The sequence below is a fragment of the Nocardioides sp. URHA0020 genome (assembly GCF_000620705.1).
GTDB lineage: Bacteria > Actinomycetota > Actinomycetes > Propionibacteriales > Nocardioidaceae > Nocardioides.
On record NZ_JIAR01000025.1, the window covers coordinates 76805 to 94290 of the forward strand.

The 17486-nt window shown below is 72.6% G+C and carries 15 protein-coding genes; 5 read left to right on the forward strand and 10 right to left on the reverse strand.

Annotation, left to right across the window (positions count from 1 at the left end; translation table 11 throughout):
• Positions 1–208: 208 nt before the first annotated feature.
• The 3 genes from N542_RS0100695 to hrcA form a co-directional block, all read right to left on the reverse strand.
• Positions 209–949 (reverse strand): 16S rRNA (uracil(1498)-N(3))-methyltransferase, encoded by a 741-nt coding sequence (locus tag N542_RS0100695; RefSeq protein WP_028642290.1) that lies wholly within the window; start codon positions 947–949, stop codon positions 209–211.
• Positions 949–2130, reverse strand: a complete 1182-nt coding sequence (gene dnaJ / locus N542_RS0100700) for a molecular chaperone DnaJ (RefSeq protein WP_028642291.1) — start codon at positions 2128–2130, stop codon at positions 949–951. Before dnaJ ends, N542_RS0100695 begins: the two co-directional genes overlap by 1 nt.
• A gap of 68 nt (positions 2131–2198) precedes the next feature.
• Positions 2199–3218, reverse strand: a complete 1020-nt coding sequence (hrcA, locus tag N542_RS0100705; RefSeq protein WP_028642292.1) for a heat-inducible transcriptional repressor HrcA — start codon at positions 3216–3218, stop codon at positions 2199–2201.
• A gap of 148 nt (positions 3219–3366) precedes the next feature.
• On the opposite strand from hrcA, the gene N542_RS27715 reads away from it, so the two are divergent.
• The 4 genes from N542_RS27715 to N542_RS0100725 are packed head-to-tail and all read left to right on the forward strand — an operon-like array spanning position 3367 to position 6081.
• Positions 3367–4089, forward strand: a complete 723-nt coding sequence (locus N542_RS27715) for a hypothetical protein (protein WP_028642293.1) — start codon at positions 3367–3369, stop codon at positions 4087–4089.
• Between the two features lie 22 nt (positions 4090–4111).
• Entirely contained in the window at positions 4112–4984 is an 873-nt protein-coding gene (locus N542_RS22745) for an MBL fold metallo-hydrolase (protein WP_036505899.1), read from the forward strand.
• A gap of 17 nt (positions 4985–5001) precedes the next feature.
• Positions 5002–5184 carry a hypothetical protein gene (locus tag N542_RS0100720; RefSeq protein ID WP_028642294.1) on the forward strand — a complete coding sequence of 61 codons (183 nt, stop codon included), beginning with the start codon at positions 5002–5004 and terminating at the stop codon, positions 5182–5184.
• 48 nt (positions 5185–5232) lie between these two features.
• On the forward strand, positions 5233–6081 hold the full coding sequence (locus N542_RS0100725; RefSeq protein WP_036505901.1) for a DUF3097 domain-containing protein: 849 nt from the start codon (positions 5233–5235) through the stop codon (positions 6079–6081).
• Positions 6082–6177: 96 nt separating this feature from the next.
• On the opposite strand, the gene N542_RS0100730 is transcribed toward N542_RS0100725, so the two are convergent.
• The gene (locus N542_RS0100730) at positions 6178–6636 is read right to left on the reverse strand and encodes a TM2 domain-containing protein (protein WP_028642296.1); all 459 of its coding nucleotides are present in this window, start codon (positions 6634–6636) and stop codon (positions 6178–6180) included.
• A 24-nt stretch (positions 6637–6660) separates the two neighbouring features.
• Positions 6661–7890, reverse strand: coding sequence for a radical SAM family heme chaperone HemW (gene hemW, locus N542_RS0100735; RefSeq protein WP_028642297.1), 1230 nt, complete (start codon positions 7888–7890; stop codon positions 6661–6663).
• A 131-nt stretch (positions 7891–8021) separates the two neighbouring features.
• Here hemW and N542_RS22750 point away from each other — a divergent pair, with 131 nt between their 5' ends.
• On the forward strand, positions 8022–8942 hold the full coding sequence (locus N542_RS22750) for a hypothetical protein (protein ID WP_051551254.1): 921 nt from the start codon (positions 8022–8024) through the stop codon (positions 8940–8942).
• A gap of 51 nt (positions 8943–8993) precedes the next feature.
• Here the strand turns inward: N542_RS22750 and N542_RS0100745 are convergent, their stop codons facing one another.
• The 5 genes from N542_RS0100745 to N542_RS0100765 form a co-directional block, all read right to left on the reverse strand.
• On the reverse strand, positions 8994–12392 hold the full coding sequence (locus N542_RS0100745) for an error-prone DNA polymerase (RefSeq protein ID WP_028642298.1): 3399 nt from the start codon (positions 12390–12392) through the stop codon (positions 8994–8996).
• A gap of 12 nt (positions 12393–12404) precedes the next feature.
• Positions 12405–13940: a DNA polymerase Y family protein gene (locus tag N542_RS0100750; RefSeq protein WP_051551255.1), complete on the reverse strand. Its 1536-nt coding sequence runs from the start codon at positions 13938–13940 to the stop codon at positions 12405–12407.
• Complete coding sequence (locus N542_RS22755) at positions 13940–14629, reverse strand: hypothetical protein (protein ID WP_081794938.1); 690 nt, start codon at positions 14627–14629, stop codon at positions 13940–13942. Before N542_RS22755 ends, N542_RS0100750 begins: the two co-directional genes overlap by 1 nt.
• A 167-nt stretch (positions 14630–14796) precedes the next feature.
• Positions 14797–16617, reverse strand: coding sequence for an AMP-dependent synthetase/ligase (locus N542_RS0100760; protein WP_028642300.1), 1821 nt, complete (start codon positions 16615–16617; stop codon positions 14797–14799).
• Between the two features lie 96 nt (positions 16618–16713).
• Positions 16714–17373: an MOSC domain-containing protein gene (locus N542_RS0100765; RefSeq protein WP_028642301.1), complete on the reverse strand. Its 660-nt coding sequence runs from the start codon at positions 17371–17373 to the stop codon at positions 16714–16716.
• Between the last annotated feature and the right edge of the window lie 113 nt (positions 17374–17486).

The window sequence follows — 17486 nt, forward strand, 5'->3', positions numbered from 1 at the left end:
CCGACTCACCAGCTCAAGACCGTGGATCTCCCACCGCCACCCCAGCCGCCCGCTGGCGGTGGCCAATCCACCGACTCACCAGCTCAGGTCCGTGGATTTCCCACCGCGACCCCGGCCGGCCGCCCGCTAGCGGTGGCCGATCCACCGATCACCAGCTCAAGACCGTGGATCTCCCACCGCCACCTCGCGCCAGACCACCCGACGGCCACTACCCCCAGCGCGGTGTGCGCGACAGGATCGCGGCAACGGCGGCGACGCCGGCGGTGGAGGTACGCAGCACCTCAGCGCCGAGTCGCACCGACACCGCACCGCCCGCGACGAACGCGGCGACCTCGTCCTCGCTCAGGCCGCCCTCGGGACCGACGACGACCACGATCCGACCCCCGGCAGGGACGACCACGTCCGCGAACGGCGCGGAGGCCGCCTCGTGCAGCACGATCGCGAGCGCAGCGTCCGAGACGAGCGCGACGACGTCGGCGGTCGACGCGAGCTCGGACACCTCGGGGTGCCAGGAGCGGCGCGCCTGCTTGGCCGCCTCCCGGGCGGTCGCGCGCCACCTCGCCAGAGACTTGGCCGCACGCTCCCCCTTCCAGACCGCGACGCTGCGCCCCGCCGCCCAGGGCACGACGCGCGCGACGCCGATCTCGGTCAGCACCTCGACCGCCAGCTCCCCACGCTCGCCCTTGGGGATCGCCTGCACGACGACGATCTCCGGCGCCGCAGGCGGAGTCGCCGAGACCGAGTCGACGTCGAGGGTGAAGACCCGCTTGCCCGTCGAGCCGACCGAGCCCTGCACCGAGACCCCGGCCCCGTCGGTGAGCACCGCCTGCTCGCCGACCCGCAGACGTCGTACGGCGACGGCGTGGTGCGCCTCGTCGCCCTCGACGGTCACCACGTCCCCGACCACGACGCCCTGGAGCGTCGGGACGAGATGGACCGGGAGCGACATCAGTGCTGGTTGAACGCGTCTCGGAGCCGGCCGAACATCGACTTGCTGCTCGCGTGCACCTGCCCCGACGGCTTCTCCTCGTCGCGGATGGCCGCCAGCTCGCGCAGCAGCTCCTCCTGACGAGCATCCAGGCGGCCCGGTGTCTCGACGATGACGGTGACGACCAGGTCGCCGCGCCCTCCTCGCAGTCCGGGTACGCCGCGCCCGCGCAGCACCTGCTCGGAGCCGGACTGGGTGCCCGGCCGGATGTCGAGCTCGAAGCTGGTCTCGACGTCCGTCGTCGGCTCCTCGTCGCCCACCACGTCGGCCTCGAGGGTCGGCAGGGTGAGCACCGTGCCGAGCGCCGCGGCGGTCATCGGCAGCGTGACGGTGCAGTGCAGGTCGCTGCCGTTGCGGACGAACACCTCGTGCGGGGCGACGTGGATCTCGACGTACAGGTCTCCGGCCGGGCCCCCTCCGGGCCCGACCTCACCCTCACCGGCGAGCTGGACGCGCGTGCCGGTGTCGACGCCACCCGGGATCTTGACGGTGAGGGTCCGGCGGGCACGGACCCGGCCGTCGCCCGAGCACTCACGGCACGGGTCGGGGATGATCGTGCCGAAGCCACGGCAGGCCGCGCACGGCCGCAGCGTCCGGATCTCGCCGAGGAACGAGCGCTGCACCTGCGCCACCTCGCCCTGGCCGTGGCAGGTCTCGCACGGGATCGCGTGGGAGCCGGGAGCCGCACCCTCGCCGCCGCACGCCGTGCAGCGCACGGCCGTGTCGACCATCAGCTCACGGGTGACGCCGAACGCCGCCTCGGCGAGCTCGACCTCGATCCGGATGAGGGCGTCCTGGCCCCGTCGCTCGCGTGAGCGCGGCCCGCGGCCGCCGCCCGCGGCCGCGCCGCCCGCGCCACCGAAGAACGCGTCCATGATGTCGGTGAACGAGAAGCCCGGCCCCTGGCCGAAGCCCGCGGCACCGCCGCCGAAGGGGTCCCCGCCACGGTCGTACGCCGCCCGCTTCTGCGGGTCGGAGAGCACCTCGTAGGCGCGCGAGATCTCCTTGAACCGCTCCTGGGCCTCGGGCTCCGGGTTGACGTCCGGGTGGTACTGCCGGGCCAGCTTGCGGTAGGCCTTCTTGAGAGCGTCGGCGTCCGCGTCGCGATCGACGCCGAGGAGCTCGTACGGGTCCTGACTCACGTGGTTCCTTCGTTGCTGGTGCTGGGTGCTGGGTGCTGGTCTGGGTGCTGGGGCGACGAGTGCGCCGCTCAGGCCTCGTCGAGGATCCGGGAGACGTAGCGGGCGACGGCGCGGACGGCGGCCATGCTGCCCGGATAGTCCATCCGGGTCGGCCCGACGATGCCGAGACGCGCGAACGCCTCCTCACCCGGGCCGTAGCCGGCCGCGACCACACTGGTCGAGGCGAGCTGCTGGTAGGGGCCCTCGTGACCGATCCGGACCGTGACAGGCTCACCGGTGGTCGCCTCGCCGATGAGCTTGAGGAGCACGACGTGCTCCTCCAGGGCCTCGAGCAGCGGGCGTACGGCGGAGTCGAAGCTGTCGCCGTACCGCGCCAGGTTGGCGGCGCCGCCGACGAGGATCCGCTCGTCGGAGCGGTGGTCGGACATCGCGTCGAGGAGGGCGTCGACCACGGCCTGGGTGGCCGGCGAGACCGCGGCGGGGTCGGCGGCGAGCGCGGTCAGGGCCGCGTTGGCCTCCGCGATCACCTCACCGGTCGCGACCCGGTTGACCAGCGCCCGCAGGTCGGCGATCGCCTGGTCGTCGAGGTCGTCGCCCAGCTCGACGAGGCGCTGCTCGACGCGGCCGGTGCTGAGGATGAGGACCACCAGGAGCCGGCTCGGCGCCAGCGCGACCAGCTCGATGTGACGCACGGTCGAGCGGGACAGCGTGGGGTACTGCACGATCGCGACCTGGCGGGTCAGCTGCGACAGCAGCCGCACCGAGCGCTGGACGACGTCGTCGAGGTCGACGGCACCGTCGAGGAGCGAGGCGATGGCACGCTTCTCGGCGGAGGTCATCGGCTTCACGGTCGTCAGCCGGTCCACGAAGAGCCGGTAGCCCTTGTCGGTGGGCACCCGGCCCGCGCTGGTGTGGGGCTGGGTGATGTAGCCCTCGTCCTCCAGGGCGGCCATGTCGTTGCGCACCGTCGCCGGCGAGACGCCGAGACCGTGCCGCTCCACCAGTGCCTTGGAGCCGACGGGCTCCTCGGTGGCGACGTAGTCCTCGACGATCGCGCGGAGGACGGCCAGCCGTCGCTCTTCCTGCACGTGTCGCCTCCTCGTCTTGGCACTCGCTCGGTGGGAGTGCCAAGAGTACCCGGCGGCCCGACGGTCACATCGTGGAAGCCCCGGTGCGCCGTGGCCAAGATCGCAATAGGTTAGGCTTACCTAAGTATCGACAGCGGAGGGAGTCACGGTGAGTACGACCGAGCACCACAACGCGAGCCACCCCGGCGACCACGGCGACGTGGCGGCCGACGCCCGCAGCATCCTCGCCTGCCCGTCCTCCGTCAGCCTGGTCATCGAGGGCGAGGAGCACGCCGTCGGCGCGGACGAGGAGCTCGGCCTCTCCGACCACCGGGGTACGCCGACCTTCCTGTGCCCCGCGACCTCCCCCGTCGCCCGGGCCGCCGCCACCCAGCGCAGCGCACTGCTGACCGTGACCAGCGGGCTGGGCCCCCGCGGCGGCCACGAGCGCGGTGACACGCTCACCCTCGCCGGGCGGCTCGAGCGCACCGGCTTCGAGCAATGCGACTGCTGCGACGAGCGGCGTCATGTCGTGTCGCTCAACCTCAGCTTCGTGCTGCTGGCCGGACCCGAGCGGCAGCTGCGGGTGCCGCTCGAGGACTTCGGCAGCCGCCGCCACCACCTCAACCGCGGCCATCTCCAGCGCTCGGTCGAGCACGCCAACGACTGCCACCAGGACCAGCTGCGCCAGGCGATCGCACTGGGCAGCGGCACCCGCCCCGGCGACGTGGTCGGCGTGCGCATCGCGCGCCTCTCCCCCGCCGACGTCGTGGTCCAGTGGGTCGACAGCACCGGGGCGCACGAGCAGGTCATCGCCTTCGCGCGTACCGCCCGCGACCTCACCGAGCTCGGCGAGATGCTGCGACGCGGGCTGCACGCCGGCCTCTGCTGAGGAGTGCGCCTACCCTGACCGGGTGGCCTTCACCGAGATCGCCGACCGGGTCTGGGTCGCGCGCTATGAGTGGTTCGACGTCAACGTGACGCTCGTCGGCGGTGACCGCGGCCTGCTGGTCGTCGACACGCACGCGTCCGACCTCGCTGCCCGCGCGGTCATCGACGACGTACGCCGCCTCGGGGCCGCGCTCGGCGGTCCGGGGGTCGTCGGGATCGTCAACACCCACGAGCACTTCGACCACACCTTCGGCAACGGCGCGTTCCGGGCGGCGTACGGCGACCTCCCGATCCACGCCCACGAGGTCGCCGCCGAGCGCACGGTGTCGGCGGGCGAGCGGATCAAGCGGCTGTACGACGCCCAGCCGGACGACCCGCACCGCGACGAGGTGCGGGCCACGGAGATCGTGCCGGCGGACCGCACCTTCTCGTCGGCCGTCACGCTCGACCTCGGCGACCGGGCCGTCGAGCTGGTGCACCCGGGCCGCGGCCACACCGGCGGCGACCTGGTGCTGCGGGTCCCCGACGTCGACGTGCTGCTCGCCGGCGACCTGGTCGAGGAGTCGATGGTGCGCGACGGCGTGCCCGGCTTCGGCGGTGACTGCTACCCGCTGGAGTGGCCGCACTCGCTCGACATCGTGCTCAGCCTCACCACCTCCTCGACCGTGGTGGTGCCGGGCCACGGCGCTCCGGTGGACCGCGAGTTCGTGGAGGACCAGCGCAACGCGATCGGCATCGTGGCCCAGACGATCCGCGACCTGGCGGCCCGCGGCGTACGCCTCGAGGACGCCCTCGGCGCCACCGAGTGGCCCTACCCCCGCGAGGAGCTCGCGGACGCCGTACGGCGGGGGTACGAGCAGCTGCCCCGCAGCGAGAAGCGGTTGCCGCTCGCCTGAGCGGGTACGTGCTGCCCATGAGCGACGACAAGCCCACCAACGCGATCGAGGACGAGGACCTGCCCGAGGACCTCCAGCCCACCGACGACAACCCGCTCGCCAAGCCGCTGACCGACGAGGACGACCCGAAGTCGGCCGAGGAGCTCGACGTGCTCGGCGGCAAGGGCGCGCACGACGACGAGCCGGACTCCGGGGACTGACGGCGCGCCCCCACCGGGTTGTCGGCGGGGACGCCTAGCGTGGAGCCGGTGAGCTCCCCCGACCGCTACGGCACCGACGTCCTGGCCACCGACTGGCGCGCGCCCAAGCGCGGGCGCGCCGTCGAGGCGCCCGCCGAGATCGGTGCGGTCGTCGAGGAGGTCACCACCGACTGGGTCGGTGAGATCGTCGCGGTCGACCGCGACCTGCACACGCTGACGCTCGAGGACCGGCGCGGCAAGCGCCGCACGTTCCCGCTCGGACCAGGCTTCCTGCTCGAGGGCAAGCCGGTCATCCTGGCCGCGCCGGCCCGCACGGGCGCCCCCGCCAAGCCCACGCGTACGGCGTCCGGGTCGGTCGCCGTGCACGGCGCGCAGGCCCGAGTGGCGCGGGCGAGCCGGATCTTCGTCGAGGGCCGGCACGACGCCGAGCTGGTGGAGAAGGTCTGGGGCGACGACCTGCGCATCGAGGGCGTGGTGGTCGAGTTCCTCGGCGGCGTCGACGACCTGGCCGAGCACCTCCGCGACTTCCGGCCCGGCCCGGAGCGCAAGGTCGGCGTCCTGGTGGACCACCTGGTGCCCGGCTCGAAGGAGAGCCGGATCGCCCAGGGCATCGCGAAGTCGCCCGTGGGCAAGCACGTCCTGATCGTCGGTCACCCGTTCATCGACATCTGGGCCGCCGTGAAGCCCGAGCGCCTGGGGCTGCAGCGGTGGCCCGACGTGCCGCGCAGCATCGAGTGGAAGAAGGGCGTGTGCCAGCAGCTCGGCTGGCCGCACCGCGACCAGGCCGACACGGCCCGCGCGTGGCAGCACATCCTGAGCCGCGTCTCCTCCTACCAGGACCTCGACCCGGCCCTGCTGGGCCGGGTCGAGGAACTGATCGACTTCGTCGCGAGCTGAGCGTCCAGACCCTGGTCTCGACCGACGTCGTCGACGTGCTGATCGGTCCGCGGTCGGTGCTCTTGAGGACTTCGGTCGAGCCGGCGTGCGCGGCGCTCAACTGCGCAGCGGCAGCCCGTTCACGTCCTTGCTGTCGGTCGCGAGGATGATGATGCCGTCGATGAAGGGCCACAGCCCGCCGATGCCGCAGGTCAGGACCGTCACGATCAGCTGCCAGACGCCGGTCTTCGTGTCGCCGATGTAGAAGCGGCCGATGCCGAGCGGGATCAGGATCTGCAGCAGGCCGGCGACCAGCTTCTGCTTGTCCGAGTAGGGCAGACCGGTGGCCGGGTGCACGCCGTACGGCGCCTGGGGGCTCGCGCCGTACGGGCCGACGGCGTAGCCGGCCTGCGGGTAGCCCTGCTGGGGGTAGCCCTGCTGCGGCCCGCCCGGCTGCTGGGGCGGCGGGGTCTGTCCGTACGGCGGCGGCGTGGGCGCGCCGTACGGGGGTGGGGTCGGCTCGCCCTCCGGAGGGGTCGGCTGGCCGGCGTTCGGGTCCTCGGGGCCTTCGGTCATGGCGACACCCTAGGGCGTCGTGGCCTACGGCAGTAGGTCCCGCACCAGGGCGTCGGCGAGCAATCGGCCGCGCTGCGTCGGCACCAGGCGCTCGACCGGCTGCCGGGTCAGCAGCCCGTCGTCGATCAGCCGTGCGACCGCGGCCCGCCCGGTCGCGTCGAGGACGCTGACCGGCAACCCGTCGCGCAGCCGGAGCTCGAGCAGCACCCGCTCGACGCGACGGCTCTCGTCGTCCAGCACCTCGCGGGAGTGCGCGGGGCTGACCCCGGCGGCGATGCGCTCGGCGTACGCCGCGGGGTGCTTGACGTTCCACCAGCGGACGCCGCCGACGTGGGAGTGGGCGCCCGGGCCGACGCCCCACCAGTCGCCGCCGGTCCAGTAGAGCATGTTGTGGCGGCAGCGGCTGCTCGCGTCCTTGGCCCAGTTGGACACCTCGTACCACTCCAGCCCGGCGCTCCCGAGGCGCTCGTCGACCAGCAGGTACTTGTCGGCCAGGTCGTCGTCGTCCGGCATCGCCACCTCGCCACGCCGGATCTGGCGGGCCAGGGCGGTGCCGTCCTCGACGATGAGGGAGTACGCCGAGACGTGGTCGGGTCCGCAGGCGAGCGCCGCCTCGACGCTGGTCTCCCAGTCCGCGAGGGACTCCCCGGGCGTGCCGTAGATCAGGTCGAGGCTGATCTGGTCGAACCCGGCCTGGCGCGCCCAGTCGACGACCGCGGGCACCCGCAGCGGGTCGTGGGTGCGGTCCAGCACCTTGAGCACGTGGTCGACCGCCGACTGCATGCCGAAGGACAGCCGGTTGAAGCCGGCGCCGCGCAGCTCCTCGAGGTCCCAGAGCGCGACGCTGTCGGGGTTGGACTCGGTGGTGACCTCGACGTCCGGCGCCAGCCCGAACTCGGCGGCGATCGACGCGACGATCGACCCGAGGTCGCCCGGGCTCAGCAGCGTCGGCGTACCCCCGCCGAAGAAGATCGTGCTCACCGGCAGGTCGACGTCGCCGAGGACGGCGCGAGCGCGGCGTACCTCGGCGATCGCGGCCTCGGCGTACGTCGCCCTGCTGGCTCCGCGGGCGCCACCCGCCGGCCCGAGCTCGTCGGCGGTGTAGGTGTTGAAGTCGCAGTAGCCGCAGCGCACCGTGCAGAACGGCACGTGCACGTAGAACCCGAACGGCCGCCGGCCCAGGCCCTCGAGCGCGCTCGGCGGCAGTGCCCCGTCGTCCGGGACCGGATCGCCCACGGGCAACGCTGACGGCATGGCCCCATCCTCGCACCCGGGCTGAGCGGGTCGTCCGCCTCCCGCCTCTCCATGCACCGGCCTCAGGCGGACGACCCGTGCCCTGTGGAGGACGACCGCCTCGGTACGCCGGGGTGCGGCATCGTCTCGGCATGGCAACCCGCCCTCCGCGCTGGCTCCCGGTGACTGCGGCCCAGTGCGGGCTGATCACCCGGCGACAGCTGCGCCGGCTGGGGCTGAGCTTCAACTACGTCGACACGCAGCTCGACGCGGGTCGGTGGCAGCAGATCAGCAGCGTCGTCCTCTGCACGACGACGGGGACCCTGACCCGTGAGCAACTGATGTGGGCCGGCGTCCTGCACGCCGGTCCGCGCAGCGCACTCGGCGGGCTGAGCGCGCTGGAGCGTCACGGGCTGCAGCGGTGGCATCGCGAGGAGGTCACCGTCCTGGTCCAGAAGTCGCACAACATCGAGCCGATCGCCGGAGTCCGCTTCGTGGAGACCCGACGCCCGATCCCGCTCCTGACGGCTCCGAGGCCCCTGTCGACCTGGCGCGTCGAGCCGGCCGCGCTGCTGTGGGCGGGCTACGAGCCCGTGACGCGCTCGGCGTACGGACTGCTCTCGGCCTGTGTGCAGCAGCGCCTGACGACCCCGGTGCGACTCGACGCCTGGATCACGCGGATGCGTCCGCTGCGCCGGGCGAAGCCGTTCCGGCGGCTGCTGGGCGAGCTGGCCGCCGGCACGCAGTCCGCCGCGGAGCGGGACGTGCTGACGATGTGCGACACCTTCCGTCTCCCGCGACCGCTGCGCCAGACGTCGCGTCGCGACTCCGCGGGTCGGCTGCGCTACACCGATGCCGAGTGGCGACTGCCCGACGGTCGGCTCGTGGCGCTCGAGGTGGACGGCGGCTTCCACATGCAGGTCGAGCACTGGGGTGCCGACATCGAGCGGGAGCGTCAGCTCGTCGCCACCGGCGTCGTGGTGCTGCGCTGCACGGCTCTCGAGCTGCGCGAGCGTCCCGACCGGATCGCCCGCGACCTGCGGGCCCTCGGCGTACTCGAGTCGTCCGCCTGAGGCTGGTGCATCAGCAAGTGGGAGGCGGACGATCCGGTGGGTGAGGACCGGTCACTGGAAGTCGCGCGAGCGGTGCCGGGCCCGGAGGGCACGACCGGCCTCGGGATGCACCTCCTCGATCGGCGCCAGCCGGTCGGCGACCAGGTTGGTGACCCCGTCCTGGCGCTCGAGGATGCCCCGGATCACCATGCCCGCCGAGCTCGTCGCCACCGACCGGTAGCGCCGCCACACCCCGACCGTGCAGATCACGTTGAGCATCCCGGTCTCGTCCTCGAGGTTGAGGAAGGTGACGCCGCCCGCCGTCCCGGGTCGCTGACGGTGCGTCACCAGACCGGCGACGTGCACCCGCCGCCCCGCCTCGGCGGTCGCGGTGTCGCCGACCGCCTTGATCCCCGCCGCCCGCAGGTGGTCGCGCAGCAGCGCGATCGGGTGCACGTCAGGCGTGATCCCGGTCGCCCAGAGATCGGCCATCGTGGTCTCGACGACGTCCATGTCGGGCAGCATCGGCGCGACCTCGCTGACCCGGATCCCCTCGAGGTGCTCCTCGCTCTCGGTCCAGCCGGCGTTCCACAGCGCCTGCCTGCGGGAGAGCCCGGTGCCGTCGAAGACGCCGGCCGTGGCCAGCGCCTCGAGCTGCCGCGCGTCGAGCCCGGCCCGCCGCGACAGGTCCACCTGGTCGGCGAACGGCCGCTCCGCGCGCGCCGCCACGATCCGCTCGGCCACCACCCTGCCGATCCCCCGGACCGAGTCCAGACCCAGGCGTACGGCGTACGCCGCGTCTCGTCGGTGCTCCGGTGTCGGGTCGGGCGTGCCCGGCACCCACTCCGTGCGGGTGCCGTCGAGCAGGCACGAGTCGAGCCCGCTCGGTCCGCGCGACCCCTCCTCATCGACGGACAGCTCCAGGTCGGCCACCGCCCCCGACAGGGACAGGTCGGGACGCAGCACCTCGACGCCGTGCCGGCGCGCGTCGTGCACCAGCGACTGCGGCGAGTAGAAGCCCATCGGCTGGTTGCGCAGCAGCGCGGCCAGGAACGCCGCCGGGTAGTGCAGCTTGCACCAGGAGCTCGCGTAGACGAGCTTGGCGAAGGACAGCGAGTGGCTCTCGGCGAAGCCGAAGTTCGCGAAGGACAGGATCTTCAGGTAGATCGCGTCGGCCTCGGCGCCGACCAGACCCTTGCGCTCCATGCCCTGGTAGAGCTTCTCCTTGATCGACTCGATCCGCTCGACCCCGCGCTTGGAGCCCATCGCCCGGCGCAGCAGGTCGGCCTCGTCGCGGGTGCAGTCGCCGAGGGTGCGCGCCATGTCCATCAGCTGCTCCTGGAAGAGGGGTACGCCGAGGGTGCGCCCCAGCACCGGCTCCAGCGACGGGTGCGCGTAGGTGACCTCCTCACGACCCGTCGCCCGGCGTACGTAGGGGTGCACGGCGCCGCCCTGGATGGGACCTGGCCGGATCAGCGCGATCTCGATCGCCAGGTCGTAGAAGGCGCGCGGGCGCAGCCGCGGCAGGGTGCCGATCTGGGCCCGGCTCTCGACCTGGAAGACGCCGATCGAGTCGGCGCGGCAGAGCATGTCGTAGACGGCCGGCTCCTCCTTGGGCATCGTCTCCAGCTCCCAGCGCTCCCCCAGGTGCTCCTCGACGATGCGCATCATGTGGTCGAGCGCACCGAGCATCCCGAGCCCGAGCAGGTCGAACTTCACCAGCCCCATGAACTCGCACGCGTCCTTGTCCCACTGCAGGACGGTGCGCTTCTCCATGCGGGCCCGCTCGATCGGCACCACCTCACCGATCGGCCGCTCGGTGAGCACCATCCCGCCGGAGTGGATGCCGAGGTGTCGCGGCGCTCCGAGGAACTGGTTGGCGAGCTCCACCACGGGAGCCGGTACGCCGTGCTCGCCGTCGGCCGCGACCGCGGTCCAGCTGGTGATCTGCTTGGACCAGGCGTCCTGCTGACCGGGTGAGTGGCCGAGCGCCTTGGCCGCGTCGCGGACCGCCATCTTGGGCCGGTAGCCCACGACGTTGGCGACCTGGGCGGCGTTGTGGCGACCGTACTTGTCGTAGACCCACTGGATCACCTCCTCGCGCCGGTCGGAGTCGAAGTCGACGTCGATGTCGGGCTCCTCGTCGCGGTGCTCGGAGATGAAGCGCTCGAAGGGCAGCTGGTAGAAGACCGGGTCGATCGCGGTGATGCCGAGGGCGTAGCAGACCGACGAGCTGGCCGCGGACCCCCTGCCCTGGCAGAGGATCCGCTGGCTGCGAGCGAAGGCGACGATGTCGTGGACGATCACGAAGTAGCCGGCGAAGTCCTTCTCCCCGATCACCTTCAGCTCGTGCTCGACCTTCGCCCGCGCCTCCTGCTCGAGGTCGGTCCCGGCGTAGCGCTGCGCGAAGCCGCGCTCGGTCAGCTCCCGCAGCCAGGTCAGGGGCGTGTGGCCGTCGGGGATGCCGTCCTTGGGCAGCCGCGGGGTCGCCTTCTGCAGGTCGAAGGCGAGCTCGTCGGCGAGGGTGACCGACCGCGCGACCGCGCCGGGGTGGCGGGCGAACCTGCGCGCCATCTCGTCGCCCGAGCGCAGGCAGGCGGCGCCCGCCGCCGGCAGCCAGCCGTCCATCTCGGCCAGGCTGCGCCGCGCCCGGACCGCCGCCATCGCCGCGGCCAGCCGGTGCCCGTCGGGTCGGGCGTGGTGCACGTTGTTGGTGGCGACGACGGGCAGCCCGCGCTCGGCGGCGACCGCGGCGAGCAGGTCGTTGTCACGGCTGTCGGTGGGGTGCCCACGGTCGGTCAGCTCGACCACGACGTGCTCGCGCCCGAAGAGGCCCGTCAACCGGTCCAGCTCGGCGACGGCGTACGCCGGTCCGCGGGTGAGCGACTGTCGGACCGCACCCTTGCGACAGCCGGTGAGCACCACCCAGTGCCCCTCGGCCCTCTCCCCCAGCTCGGCGAGGTCGTAGACGGGGCGGCCCTTCTCGTCACCGCGCAGCTGCGCGTCGGTGATCGCGCCGGCCAGCCGGTGGTAGCCCTCGACCCCGCGCGCGAGCACCAGCAGGTGGCTGCCCTCGGGGTCGGCGACGCCGTTCTGCGCACCGGTCAGCCCCAGGGAGAGCTCGGCGCCGTAGATCGTGCCGATCCCACCGTGGAGCTGGGCGGTCTCGGCGAAGAGCGGCGCCCCGTAGAACCCGTCGTGGTCGGTGATCGCCAACGCGTGCAGGCCGAGGCCGAGCGCCTCCAGCACCAGCTTGTCCGGTCCGCTGGCACCGTCGAGGAAGCTGAAGTTGGAGTGGCAGTGCAGCTCGGCGTACGGCGTGACGGGGCCGGTCGGCCGGTCCACCTCGACCCGTTCGCGCTTGCGCTTGCGCTGCGAGATCGGCGCCTCCGGGTCCTGGGGCGTGACGACCCGCCCGGAGAGGCGCTTCTCCAGCTCGCCCCAGGAGATCGAGGGGTTGCTCCAGCCCATCAGAGGTCCCTGTCAGTCATACGCGGCCTCGGTCCACCACGACCCGGGGGCCTCCCAGGTCAGCAGCCACGCCCGGCCGTCGACGCCGACGATCTGGAAGCGCGCGACCCGGCGCGCACCGGACTCCCACCACAGCTCCTCGACGGGCCACGGTCCGGCCCAGGCCGCGACGGGGTGCCACCCGCCGCGGGGCTCGGGCTGGAAGCGCGTCGGCTCCCCCAGGACGCCGCCGCGCTCGTCGACCGCGACCGGGCGACCGCCGGGGCCGACGACCTCGGCCGGCCACGGACTGGTGAAGACCCGGGCCGGTGCGGGCGGCGGGATGCTGCCCGGCCACGGGTGCCCGACCGGTCGCAGCCCGGTCGGGCGCTCACCCCAGGGCACCAGCGCCTGCCGGTCGGCGGGAGCGCGACCGCCCTGGAGCACCGGCACGACCACCGCCTCGTGGCCGAGCATGCCCTGCACCCGGGCGATGCCGCGCTGGACGCGCTCGTCGGTGCCGCCCCACAGGCCGTCGGCGTGCACCGCGTCGGGCACGACGGTCACCGGGGTGAAGAGCACCCGGCTGACCGGCGTCCTGATGTCCCCGCCCCGGAACCCTCCCTGCAGCTGCCAGTGCAGCCGGTCGACCAGGTCGGCCGCGGTGAACCAGCGCGGGTGCAGCCACTCGCGTGCCGACGCGGCGACGTCGTACGACGCCCCCTCGCAGAACGCCTCGATCCGCACCTCGGTGCAGACCAGCTGCTGGGCGGCCAGTCCGGCGACCACCTGGTCGGCGGTCCGGCGGACGCTGAAGCTGATGGTCTCGGCGTTGTCGAGCGGTGGCTCGAAGTCGATGTGCCGGGCCAGCTCGGGGGGCGGCGTGCGCGTGGTGAGAGGTACGGCGCCCGCCCCGCCCACCACCCGGTGCACCCAGGCGACCTTGCCGCCGAACCGGTCGCGCACGGCGGTGGCCGGCAGGTCGGCCAGGTCACCGAGGGTGCGCAGGCCCAGCCGCTTGAGCAGGCTGATCGCCTCGAGGTCCTCGATCACCTCGACGGGCAGCTCGCGCAGGAACGCCACCGATCCACCCGGTGCGACGACGTGGCAGTCCTGGGCGGTCGCGTGCCGGGACGCCTGCTCGGCGGTGAAGAGCTCGTCGGCGACGCCGACCCGGCTGTCCCAGACACCGAGCTCGACCAGGCGCTCGGCGAGCAGCGCGGCGGCGGCCGGCTCGCCACCGCGGGTGCGTGCGGGTGCGCGCAGTGCCGCCATCCCGGGCCGCAGCGGGGCGACCCCGGGATGCTGCTCCTCGACCGCGGCCAGCACGGTCTCGAAGGTCCGGGCATCGCGCTCCGGCGTCGCGGCGTAGACCTTGAGCTCGGGGCAGCGCGACTGCGCGTCGCGGCGACGCATCCCTCGTCGTACGCCGAGGGCGCGGGCGGCCGCGTTGCCGGCCTGCACCAGGTTGGCGTGGAAGACCGCGGCCGGGAGGTGCGTGGGCAGCCCCTCGTCGGCCAGCGCGGCGACCACCGGCCAGTCCGGGCACCAGACGACCATCACACGCATCAGGCGACCCCGACGTCCTCGGCGACGGCCGCCTGCTCGAGGCGGTGGTCGCGGACCCAGGACTGGTCCTCGGCCGGGAACCACAGCGCCCCGCGGCGCGGCGCCGACGTACCTCTCCTGGCCTCGACGAGCAGGCGGCGGGCGCGGAGGTGGCCGTGGCCCTGGCCGACTCCGGACCAGGTGGGCTCGCTCGCGGTCAGCCGCACCTCGCAGCGCGGCCACTCACCCCAGACGACCAGGGCGGCGCCGCGCTTGCGGAGCCGGGCGGAGAGCTTCTCGGCGGCCGAGGGGGCGACCCGGCCGGTGGGTCGCACCAGCACGATGGTCGCGACGTCGACCAGGGCGGCGGCGACCTCCAGCCACTGCTCGCCCGGGTCGGGCACCAGCACGGTCCGGTCCAGGTCGACGCCCAGGGCGAGCGCAGCCTCCGCGCCGAAGTCGGAGACGCCCACGGCCGCGCACCAGCCGCCCGCCTGCGACGGGCCGGCCAGCAGCGCCAGCGCCAGGGTCGCGCTGTCGACGGAGTAGCTCGCCCCCGCCCGGAGCTGCACCAGCCCGGCCAGCGCGGGATGCGTGGCCAGCGGCATCGAGGACATCCCCGCGGGACCGTCCTGCATCCGCGCCATCCGGTGACGCAGCTGCTCCACCGTCTGGACGGCGGCTCCGGGGGTATCGACGCGAACGACCACGCTCCATGATCGAACACATGTTCGAACGAGTCAATCGCGGGTCCGGGCTGTCGCCTCAGCAGTCACACCCGTCACAGGACATCGGCACTTCACCAACTTCTGGGGCTCTGCAAGGCCCGAGAAGTTCAGGGATACCCGGTTAACCGGGTATCCCTGAACACCCCGACTCAGCCGTAGAACGAGTCGATCAGAGCCTTGTTGTTGTCCTCGACGATGTTGCGCTTGACCTTCATCGACGGGGTGAGCTCACCGGACTCGATGGTCAGGTCGTGGTCGAGGATCTCCCACTTCTTGATCGTCTCCCAGCGGTTGAGCCTGCCGTTGAGCTCCTCGACGTAGTCGCCGACCATGGTGTGCACGGCGTCCGACTTCACGACGTCGCCGTACGTCGCGCCGGCCTGGCCGTTCTCCGCGGCCCAGCCCGCCATGGCGTCGGGGTCGAGGGTGATCAGCGCGACCACGAAGTTGCGCTCGCTGCCGAAGACGAGGAACTGGCTGACGTACGGACAGATCGCCTTGAACTTCGACTCGATCGCCGGCGGGGCGACGTACTTGCCGCCGGAGGTCTTGAAGAGCTCCTTGATCCGGCCCGTGATCGTCAGGAAGCCGTCGGCGTCGAGGCTGCCCTTGTCGCCGGTGTGCAGCCAACCGTCGGAGGTCAGCGTCCTCGCCGTCTCCTCGGGCAGGTTGTGGTAGCCCGCCATGATGTGCGGCCCGCGCAGCATGACCTCGTCGTTCTCGCCGATCTTCACCTCGGCGCCCGGCAGCGCGGGGCCGACGGTGCCCATCTTGTAGTCGTCGGGGTGGTTGACCGTGGCGCCGGCGGCGTTCTCGGTCATGCCGTAGCCCTCGAGGATCAGGATGCCCGCGGCGTGGAACCACGCGCCGATCTCGGGGTTGAGCGCGGCCGAGCCCGAGATGAAGAACCGCACCCGTCCACCGAAGCGCTCGCGGACCTTGCTGAAGACCAGCTTGTCGAAGAGACCGTGCTGCAGGTTCAGCAGCGTGGGCACCGACTTTCCGTCGCGCTTCAGCGCGTCGACCTTGAGGCCGACCTCGAAGGCCTTCTTGAAGAGCTTCTCCTTCAGGCCGCCCTCGCTGGCCTGCATGGTGACGATCCGGCCGTAGGCCTTCTCGAAGATCCGCGGGGCGGCGCCCATGAAGGTCGGCTTCACGATGCCGAGGTTCTCCACGATCTTGTCGACGCGGCCGTCGATGGCGGTCGCGAAGCCGCACGCGAGCTGCGCGGAGAGCAGCACCTTGCCGAAGGAGTGCGCCATCGGCAGCCACAGGAACTGCAGGTCGCTCTCGTCGAGGATCTTCTGCACCTGGATCGCGGTGCCCTCGTAGACCCAGGCCCGGTGCAGCAGCCGCACGCCCTTGGGGCGACCGGTGGTGCCGGAGGTGTAGATCAGGGTCGCGAGGTGGTCGGGCTCGATCGCGTTCGCCGTCTGCTCCACGATGCCGGGGTGCGCGGCGAGGTGGACGTCGCCGAGCTTCGCCAGGTCGTCGAGGCCGATCACCCAGTCGCCGTCCGTGGCGCCGTCGAAGGTCACCACCTTGCTGACGTGGGGCAGCTCGGCCTTGTTGGCGGTGAGCTTGGCGAGCTGGTCGTCGTCCTCGGCGAACACGACGCGACACTCGGCGTCGGAGAGGATGTACGTCGTGTCCTCGGCGTTGGTCGTCGGGTAGACGGTGGTCGTCGCTCCCCCGGCGCACATCACGGCGAGGTCGGCGAGGATCCACTCGTAGCGGGTGGCGGACGCGATGCCGATGCGCTGCTCGGACTCGATCCCGAGGGAGAGCAGGCCGGCGGCGAGCCGCTCGACGAGGTCGCCGGCCTGGCGCCAGGTGACCGACTCCCAGGTCTCACCGCGCGGGAAGCGGTAGGCCTCGTGCTCGGCGGACGTGGCGACGCGGTCGAGGAACTGGACCGCGACGTTCTTCGTGAGGTGGTCGACGAAGCTGGTGTCCTGGGCGGTGGTCATTGACGCTCCTGCAGGGCGGCCGAGATGGTCGGGGATGCGGAGTAACCTAGATCACTCGCCCGACTCGTGGGTAGGCAACCCTCAGCGGAGCCCCGATCAGGACCGCGCAGCGGCGTACGCCGCGACCCTGGCCCGCGCCTTCGGCACCAGGTCCGGTACGTCGAGCAGCCGCGGCAGCAGCTCCGGCTCCCCGTGCAGCGCCCGGAACATCAGCGACACCGTCACGCCGTGACCGGGCGTGTGCAGCACCGAGATCTCCTCACCGCTGCGGAGCTCGCCGACGCCGAGCACCTTCAGGTACGGCCCCGGCCGGGCCACCTGGGCGAAGCGTCGGACCCACGCCGCGTTGTCGTAGCCGCTGCGGCCCATCCAGGCCTTGAAGTCGTTGCACGGCGTCCTGATGGAGCGCACCTCGAGCAGCACCTCGCCGATCTGCCAGCGCTCGCCGATCTCGGCCTCGTTGACGTCGATGCCGTGCGTGGTGAGGTTCTCGCCGAACTGACCGTCGGGGATCTCCTGGCCCAGCTCACCGGCCCACCAGTCGAGGTCCTCGCGGGCGAAGGCGTAGACGGCCTGGTCGAGGCCGCCGTGGTGGCGCCGGTCCGAGACCTGGTCGCCGTCGAGGCCGAGCGGTCCGACCTGGACGGCTCCCGCGACCGGGTGCTTCGAGATCGACGTGCGCCCGATCTCGGCCCAGTCCGCCACACGCGGCCTCCCGACGTTGACCGACACCAGGGACGGGGACAGGGGCACCATGCACCCATCCTCCCGCGCCGCCGCCAGGACCAGAGGAGATCTTGCGGATCACCCACGTTTCACCCTCCCGCTCCCGGGCACGGTGACCCTGGGCGGCATTGCCTCCCGGGCAC

Bases quoted from the DNA above. Each gene is read 5' to 3' on its own strand.
- N542_RS0100745 (WP_028642298.1), bottom strand. From the start codon at position 12,392: ATGGGCTGGAGCAACCCCTCGATCTCCTGGGGCGAGCTGGAGAAGCGC.
- N542_RS22750 (WP_051551254.1), top strand. From the start codon at position 8,022: ATGGCAACCCGCCCTCCGCGCTGGCTCCCGGTGACTGCGGCCCAGTGC.
- N542_RS0100695 (WP_028642290.1), bottom strand. From the start codon at position 949: ATGTCGCTCCCGGTCCATCTCGTCCCGACGCTCCAGGGCGTCGTGGTC.
- N542_RS0100765 (WP_028642301.1), bottom strand. From the start codon at position 17,373: ATGGTGCCCCTGTCCCCGTCCCTGGTGTCGGTCAACGTCGGGAGGCCG.
- N542_RS0100730 (WP_028642296.1), bottom strand. From the start codon at position 6,636: ATGACCGAAGGCCCCGAGGACCCGAACGCCGGCCAGCCGACCCCTCCG.
- N542_RS0100720 (WP_028642294.1), top strand. From the start codon at position 5,002: ATGAGCGACGACAAGCCCACCAACGCGATCGAGGACGAGGACCTGCCC.
- N542_RS0100760 (WP_028642300.1), bottom strand. From the start codon at position 16,617: ATGACCACCGCCCAGGACACCAGCTTCGTCGACCACCTCACGAAGAAC.
- hemW (WP_028642297.1), bottom strand. From the start codon at position 7,890: ATGCCGTCAGCGTTGCCCGTGGGCGATCCGGTCCCGGACGACGGGGCA.
- N542_RS0100750 (WP_051551255.1), bottom strand. From the start codon at position 13,940: ATGCGTGTGATGGTCGTCTGGTGCCCGGACTGGCCGGTGGTCGCCGCG.